The sequence below is a fragment of the Symploca atlantica LB2515 genome (assembly GCF_052546295.1).
The window spans coordinates 2,037,324-2,045,000 of the sequence record NZ_JBQWMT010000001.1; the positions used below are offsets into that span (position 1 = coordinate 2,037,324).

Annotated in this window: 7 protein-coding genes (1 of these 7 cut by a window edge); 3 read left to right on the top strand and 4 right to left on the bottom strand. The window is 44.7% G+C overall.

Annotated elements, in window-relative coordinates; translation table 11 throughout:
• Positions 1 to 149 precede the first annotated feature (149 nt).
• On the top strand, positions 150 to 1,049 hold the full coding sequence (locus tag ACT7WV_RS08605; RefSeq protein WP_463424234.1) for a YihY/virulence factor BrkB family protein: 900 nt from the start codon (positions 150 to 152) through the stop codon (positions 1,047 to 1,049).
• Positions 1,046 to 2,221 (top strand): ArsB/NhaD family transporter, encoded by a 1,176-nt coding sequence (locus ACT7WV_RS08610; protein WP_445102513.1) that lies wholly within the window; start codon positions 1,046 to 1,048, stop codon positions 2,219 to 2,221. Before ACT7WV_RS08605 ends, ACT7WV_RS08610 begins: the two co-directional genes overlap by 4 nt.
• Before the next feature lie 26 nt (positions 2,222 to 2,247).
• Here the strand turns inward: ACT7WV_RS08610 and ACT7WV_RS08615 are convergent, their stop codons facing one another.
• From ACT7WV_RS08615 to ACT7WV_RS08630, 4 genes are all read right to left on the bottom strand, one after another.
• The gene (locus ACT7WV_RS08615) at positions 2,248 to 2,661 is read right to left on the bottom strand and encodes a hypothetical protein (protein WP_445102514.1); all 414 of its coding nucleotides are present in this window, start codon (positions 2,659 to 2,661) and stop codon (positions 2,248 to 2,250) included.
• Positions 2,662 to 2,682: 21 nt separating this feature from the next.
• The gene (gene secF / locus ACT7WV_RS08620) at positions 2,683 to 3,648 is read right to left on the bottom strand and encodes a protein translocase subunit SecF (RefSeq protein ID WP_445102515.1); all 966 of its coding nucleotides are present in this window, start codon (positions 3,646 to 3,648) and stop codon (positions 2,683 to 2,685) included.
• A 14-nt stretch (positions 3,649 to 3,662) separates the two neighbouring features.
• Entirely contained in the window at positions 3,663 to 5,081 is a 1,419-nt protein-coding gene (gene secD, locus ACT7WV_RS08625) for a protein translocase subunit SecD (protein ID WP_445102516.1), read from the bottom strand.
• A gap of 305 nt (positions 5,082 to 5,386) precedes the next feature.
• Positions 5,387 to 6,370, bottom strand: a complete 984-nt coding sequence (locus tag ACT7WV_RS08630; protein WP_445102517.1) for an alpha-ketoacid dehydrogenase subunit beta — start codon at positions 6,368 to 6,370, stop codon at positions 5,387 to 5,389.
• A gap of 675 nt (positions 6,371 to 7,045) precedes the next feature.
• On the opposite strand from ACT7WV_RS08630, the gene dnaK reads away from it, so the two are divergent.
• Positions 7,046 to 7,677, top strand: the start of a protein-coding gene (gene dnaK, locus ACT7WV_RS08635) for a molecular chaperone DnaK (protein WP_445102518.1). 1,378 nt of this gene lie beyond the right edge of the window; the window shows 632 of its 2,010 coding nt (coding positions 1-632); it begins with the start codon at positions 7,046 to 7,048; its stop codon lies off the right edge, out of view.

Consider the following 7,677-nt stretch of genomic DNA (forward strand, 5'->3'; position numbering starts at 1 on the left):
CCCAGGTTTAGGCTATAAGGTATGGTTCGAGAATCATCCTCGATGAGCACGCCGAATTCCTTCCTGAAGTCACTAGGGCAAAATAAGGACGGAATGGGCGAGGGCGAGGCTGAAACTGGAAAAATACTACCGGAGTGCGAGTTTTTGTGATCAATCCCAAGATTATTTTCAAACTGCTCAAAGAAACGTTTCAAGAATGGCAGAAGGATAAAGCCTCTAGGCTAGCAGCGGCGTTAGCTTACTATACGGTTTTTTCCTTGGCACCACTGCTGGTAATTGCGATCGCAACTGCTGGTTTAATTTTTGGCAAAGCCGCAGCTAGAGGGGAAATTGTTGGCCAAATTCAGGGAGTAGTAGGTACTAGTGCCGCAGAATTAATCCAAAGTGCGCTAGATAATGCTAATCAACCCGATATCAGTAGTGTTGCTTCTCTGATTAGTATTGGGGTTCTCTTATTTGGTGCTTCTGGGGTATTTGCTCAGCTCCAAGATGCCCTGAACACTGTTTGGAATGTCCAGCCTAAGTCGGGAGCAGGAATTAAGAATTTTATCACTAAACGCCTGCTTTCCTTTCTCATGGTGCTGAGTATCGGCATCTTTCTACTTGTGTTTATGGCTTTGAGTGCTTTTCTTTCAGTATTGAGCAAATATCAAAGCGCTTTGCTTCCTGGTTTCGGCTTCCTCTGGCAGATTCTTAACTATGCCCTCTCGTTTAGCTTGATCATTCTATTATTTGCGATAATTTATAAGTTTTTGCCGGACGCCAAAATTGCCTGGAGAGATGTATGGATGGGAGCGATCATCACTGCTTTGTTCTTCACTATCGGTAATTGGTTGTTGGGGTGGTATCTGGGAACAGGTAGTCTCGGTTCTACCTACGGTGCTGCTGGTTCTCTGATGGTACTTTTGGCTTGGGTTTACTATTCGTCTCAAATTTTCTTATTCGGTGCCGAATTTACCCAAGTTTATGCTAAAAAATATGGCTCAAGAATCGTCCCTGATGGCAAGACAGCCAACTTCACCCAACGACTCAGGCGCCGGAGGCGGTGACTATTGCAGCAATTATCCCCAACTCTACTATTACCCTCATTTCCCTGGTCATTATTTCCCACGTCTTGGAGCAAGCGGGTTTTTTCCGTTGGCTAGGGCTTCATCTGGCTTACTGGGGTTTTGGTAACGGGCGTCTACTTTTTTTGCTAGTAGTATTATTCGGGGCGTTAATCACAGTTTTTTTGAGCAATTTCACCACAGCCTTATTCTGGAGTGCCGTTGTGATGGAAATGCTCTTGGCACTTGGCTTTAGTTCCCAAGCAACGTTGGTATTTGTCTTTGCTACTAGTTTTATTGCCGATACTGCTAGTTTGTCTCTACCGATTAGCAATCTGGTTAATCTTATCTCTGTTGACTATTTCCATATTTCCTGGCTGCGCTACACCATGGTGATGGTTCCGGTGAGTTGTGTGGCGATCATTAGCAGTTTAGCGGTTCTTTGCTTCTACTTTGACCGAGATATCCCACGTATCTATAATCGAGATCTGTTGCCTCTACCAGCTAGTGCGATTCGTGATCCTCTGATCTGTCAATGGAGCTTTGTCGTTCTAGGATTACTGCTAATTGGCTGCTATTGGGCTGAACCTCTAGGCGTACCGATTTCCTTAATTACTGCTCTTGGTGTTTTGCTCATGCTAGCACTGGCGGGGCGTTGGTTTGCTAAACGTACCACCCCAATAATTTCTCTCCGCCAGCTTTGGCGTGAAGCACCCTGGCAATTGATGTTGTTGATATTGGCGATGCCTTTAATCACCATCGCTTGGGACTATGTAGGTGTGAGTCATCTCTGCCGCCAGTGGTTGGAGATATTTTCTGGCTGGGGATTGACTATTGCTGCTGCTGGTATCGGTTTTCTAGCGACTTTGCTATCTGGTGTACTCAACAATATTTTCGCGATCTTGATTAATGCCCAGGCGATTCAAGAGCTAACTGGGATTAATGCAGCCCTGCAAGAGTTGATGGTATACGCTAATGTGATTGGTTGCAGTATTGGAGCTAAAGTCACACCAATTGGCAGTCTTTCGACTCTGTTGTGCTTCCAAGTCTTGAAGCGTCAAGGATTCCACCTCGGCTGGTATCAGTACTTTCGGTTTGCTTTGATGCTAACTGTGCCTGTGCTGTTTGCTAGTTTACTTAGTTTAGCAATCTGGCTACCGTGGCTAATTGCCTAAGTGGCAAATAGGGCAGTTTCTGGCTCTCAAGATTTACAAACCCACTTCCATAGAGGGTGACTGGACCCTTGTTGACTAATTCGCTGTACCTGTTGCTCTAGAAGCTTTTGTTCAGCAGGGGGCATTCCCCATAAAATATTGCGACTCTGCCAAACTAGGACAGAGGTAGTCATGGCAACACAAATGACCATACCCATGACTGGCAAACGGTTGTAGAGAATGCCATACCTGACTGCTGCCCAAGTAAAATGCGATCGCAACAGAGAAATTTCATAACGCCAACCCCAAACACTTAAAGGACCAAGAGTTATCCACAGGATGCTCACAAGTAACCATCGACCATAGACATTGAGCTGGTGTAACCGTTTTACCTGCGCCTTGAAGATGGGGTCAAGCTCTGCCTTCGTTGTTTCAGGTTTGGGAGCGTCTTGCTGATTCATTAGTTACAGAGTAACCTTTTGTTAGGTTTCGTCGGAGAACTCAGCTTCTACGACTGGTAATGCCTGAGCTTTGCCGTTTTTTTCTCTCCACCAAGCTAACAGCGTACTGGCAATAAAAATACTCGAATAAGCACCAGCGGCAAAGCCAATAATTAGTGCTAAGGAAAAGTACTTCAGGGTTTCTCCCCCAAAGATAAAGATTGAGGTCAAAGTTAGCAGCGTAGTCAGAGTTGTATTGATTGAGCGTGCCAGAGTTTGATTTACGGCATCGTCTACAACTTGGTCAATATGCTCTTCTGGGTTGAGACTAATTACCTCCCGCACTCGGTCATAAATTACCACGGTATCGTTGACTGAGAAGCCAATAATCGTCAACAGAGCCACCACAAATAAACTATTGACCTCTACTCCTAGCACCAAACCTAAGATGGAGAAAATCCCCAGGGTGATAAAAACGTCGTGGAATAGGGCAATAAAGGCAAAGAAGGCATAGTCTAACTGAAAGCGGAAAGAGAGATAGATGAAAATACCGACAAAAGAGAGGAGCAAAGCCAGTAAGCCAGAAGTAAATAACTGCTGTCCCAAAGCTGGGCCAACAGTATCAATTTGGGTGGCTTGAGGATCAAAAGCGCCTAAGCGATCGGAAAGAGCATTTTGTAATTGGGTGCGTTGCTCAACATCTAGGGTTTTTGTCCGAATTGTCAGTGCTTGCTGGTTTTGCCCTAAGAGTTGGATACTACTGTTACCCAGACCTTGTGCTGTCATCACTTCTCGAACAGCAGACAAATCAACTGGTTTGTCGCAGTTTCCGGGTTGGTTACAGTCTCGTTCAATTTGCAGCCGTGTACCGCCGACAAAATCCAGACCCAGACGTAATGGGGAGCCTAGCTGTATGGTGGAAATCACCATTGATAAAATGCCGGCAAGGATAATCGCCGTAGAAATACCCCACCAAACTGAGCGCTGTTTGATTATGTTTAGTTTCATGTTGACCCCTCCGCCTATGATTTAGCTGATGCCGGTAGATTAGGACAAAAAAGTTCCGGCCTCTGGCGAACTCTGGGAAATCCCAAAACTGTTAATAGCATTAAGGTACGGCTGCAAGTAAGGGCGGTAAACATACTCACGGCTACCCCGATTGCCAAGGTTAGCGCAAAGCCTTTTACTAAACCAGAGCCTAACCAAAAAAGTACGCTGCAAGCAATTAATGTTGTCACGTTAGAGTCCAAAATGCTAGAAAATGCTCGATAAAAGCCCGATTCAACCGAGCGATACAAGCTCTTCCCGGCTCTTAGTTCTTCTCGTGTTCGTTCAAAGATTAGTACATTAGCATCAACTGCCATGCCGATGCTTAGGATAAAACCAGCAATTCCGGGTAGGGTTAAGGTTACACCTAGTAGGGCAAAGGCTGCTACTGTCAGCAAGGCGTAAATTACTAGAGCAACATCGGCAATCACACCTGGGAGTCGGTAGTAGAAAATCATAAAAATTAGTACTAAAATCAGACCGCCAATCGCTGCATAAATACTGCTTTGGATGCTGTCTTGACCAAGAGTTGCCCCTACAGTACGATTCTCTACAATTTCCACGGGCAACGGTAAGGCACCACCCTCGAGTTGAAGAGCTAATTCTCTGGCTTGCGGTGCTGTAAAGTTGCCGTTGATTTCGGCACTTCCGCCACTAATACCATCTTGGGCATACCTAGCATCAACTATTGGTGAGCTGATTAGTTCGTTATCCAAGAAAATACCGAGGGTACGTCCAGTACCAGCGATGCTTTTAGTGAGCTCAGCAAACAGTTCGGCGCCACGGCTATCGAAGCTAAGTCCTACACTCCAACTGTTGCCTCCTGAATCTAGTTCTGCACGAGCATTTCTGAGGTTTTTGCCGGTTAGAGGGGTACTTTCATAAAGAGCGTTATTCAGCTCGGCAATTTCCGCTTTTTTTTCCTCGATCTCAGCCGAGATAGGAATACTTTCTGAGCGCTCTCCTTGAGGTTCTAATTGTTGCTTTGCTAATAATTGAACCAGTTCTTGTTGTCGAATATTTAGTTGAACTTTGATCTCTGGTTTGCTAAGTTCGCGGCGGAAGTCTAACTGAGCGGTGCCTCCTAGTACTCGTTCAGCTTCTTTGGGGTCATTGACACCGGGTAACTGCACCAAAATTTGATCTTTGCCAACACTTTGTACTACTGATTCTGATACTCCGAGTCCGTTGACTCGACGCTCGATAACGCTTTGAACTGCTTCTAGTTGCTGCTCTGTAACTGTTTTAATATCTTCTGTAGTCTTAATCTGAACTGTTAGTTGTGCACCTCCTTGCAAATCTAGTCCTAAACGTATGGGAATCTTTACTAGTACTGTGATTGCAGCAATCACGAGGACTAGAATTAAGGCTAGTAATAAACGTTGTCGTTGCATGAATGAAATCCCAAGGCTCTGAATTGTTTATATATCTAACTCTTGTAAGCGGTATTTAGTCACAAATTGCTGATTTGTTTCTTACTTTACATTTTTTTATACTGCTTTTGGCTAAATATTTACTTTTTAGTAATTTCGTAAATCTAGAGGCTGGCAGGGGAAAGCTTTGCTGGTCTTTGAGACTTGATATTGCTACTTTTTTATCAAAAATTCGTTCATTTTTTATTTGGGCAAGCTGCTAAATTGTTGGCAAACCCCAGCTAAATTTTTGCTTTAGCTGGGGTAGTGGTTGCTGAAGGGAAAGATTACACCCGCAGTTCCATCATCTTCTTTACACCCTCGACAATTTTCTGGGGCTGCACAATCGTTAAGTTTTCCAGAGTGCCGTTGTAAGGCGTGGGTATATCCTGAGAAGACAGTCGCAGCACTGGTGCGTCTAGTTCATCAAATAATCTTTCATTAATCGATGCCGTCAATTCGGCAGCTATGCCACCAGTTTTCATACATTCTTCAACAATAATTACCCGGTGGGTTTTGCTAATAGAAGCGCCAATAGTGTCAAAGTCTAGAGGTTTGAGGGAGATTAGGTCAATTACCTCTGGGTCGAACCCCTCTTTTTCCAACTGACTCGTTGCTTGCATCACATGGTGGCGCATCCGCGAGTAGGTGAGGATGGTCACATCTTTGCCTGTTCTTACTACTTCTGCTTTGTCGAGGGGTAGTAGGTACTCTTCTTCTGGTAGGTCTTCTTTGAGGTTGTAGAGTAGGACATGTTCAAAGAACAAAACGGGATTATCATCACGGATGGCTGATTTGAGCAAGCCTTTGGCGTTGTAGGGTGTTGAGCAGGCAACTATTTTTAGACCTGGTACTGCCTGGAAGTAGGCTTCTAGTCTCTGGGAGTGTTCGGCACCTAGTTGACGTCCTACACCACCAGGCCCTCGAATTACCAAGGGAATTTTGAAGTTGCCGCCGGAAGTGTAGCGTAACATCCCTGCGTTGTTGGCAATTTGGTTGAAGGCAAGGAGTAAAAATCCCATATTCATACCTTCGATGATTGGCCGCAAACCGGTCATTGCAGCACCGACAGCCATCCCCGTGAAGCTATTTTCGGCAATGGGAGTGTCAAGAACCCTCAGTTCGCCGTATTTTTCGTATAAACCTTTAGTGACTTTATAGGAACCGCCGTAGTGACCGACATCCTCACCGAGAACAAATACAACTTGATCACGTGCCATTTCTTCATCAACGGCTTCGCGTAGAGCATTGAATAAAAGTGTTTCTGCCATTTATACTTAACCAGATTCGGCAAATGTGATCCTAGCATTGCACTAGGCTCTAAAGATAAATTACAGCTACAGGAGCAAAGTAACTGTTTATTCAGCTATGCTGGAACCGTCCTTATTCACTATCAGGAAAGCTACTTATCTAAGTTATTTTCAAAGGAGCAAAGTTGCTTTTTAATTAAGTCTCAAACAATTTCCAGAATATCTTATTATGTTTTTTGTTAAAACGTTGGATTTTAAGGTTGACGAAAAGTGAATTAATTGACATTAGCAAATGTTGGTAGCTAGTTTGGTAAAGGCGATGATTTATTGGCATTTTTACCAAAATAAATATAGAACTCTCAGATTAGTTCTGAAAACTGCCTATTTTATTGGTTGGTATCTACCTCCAGCAAAAGATACTTGAGCTTGAGATGGAGATAAGATGCTCCCAGAAGAGGATAAAGAACAGCCATCTTGCCCTTTGGTCAATTGCCGCGGCCTTTTGCAAGCTAATGTTGTGCTTATCTCAAACTCTACCCCGTTAGATACAATAGGTTCAGCACTTCAATGCACAAATCACAGCAGCTGACAGTGAAGGCTTATTTGTGGTTATATTTGGCAAATATCCGGTCGCAAATAACCAATTGTCAGCAGTGACCAAGTCAGCACCAAAAGCGAGAGGAGATAAAAGCACGCATGGGCAAGGTAGTCGGCATTGACCTGGGTACAACAAACTCTGTGGTAGCGGTCATGGAGGGCGGCAAGCCGGTTGTAATTGCCAATGCAGAAGGAATGCGGACGACACCTTCAGTGGTTGGCTTCAGTAAGGATGGGGAACTGCTAGTTGGGCAGATGGCACGCCGCCAAGCGGTACTTAACCCTCAGAATACTTTTTATGGAGTTAAGCGGTTTATCGGGCGCAAATATTCTGAAGTGAGTCCAGAGTCCAAGCGAGTACCCTACACCATTCGCCGAGATGAAGATGGCAACCTAAAAATTAGGTGTCCTCGCTTGAAAAAGGAATTTGCTCCCGAAGAGATTTCAGCGATGGTGCTGCGCAAGTTAGCGGATGAAGTAAGTCGCTATTTAGGAGAGCCGGTGACAGGGGCAGTGATCACGGTTCCTGCTTATTTTAATGATTCTCAACGGCAAGCAACGCGAGATGCTGGGCGAATTGCTGGTTTAGAGGTTTTGCGTATTCTCAATGAACCAACTGCCGCTTCTTTGGCGTATGGTTTGGATCGACAAGAACGTCAGACGATCCTGGTATTCGACTTGGGAGGGGGGACTTTTGATGTTTCTATCCTGGAAGTTGGGGAGGGAATTTT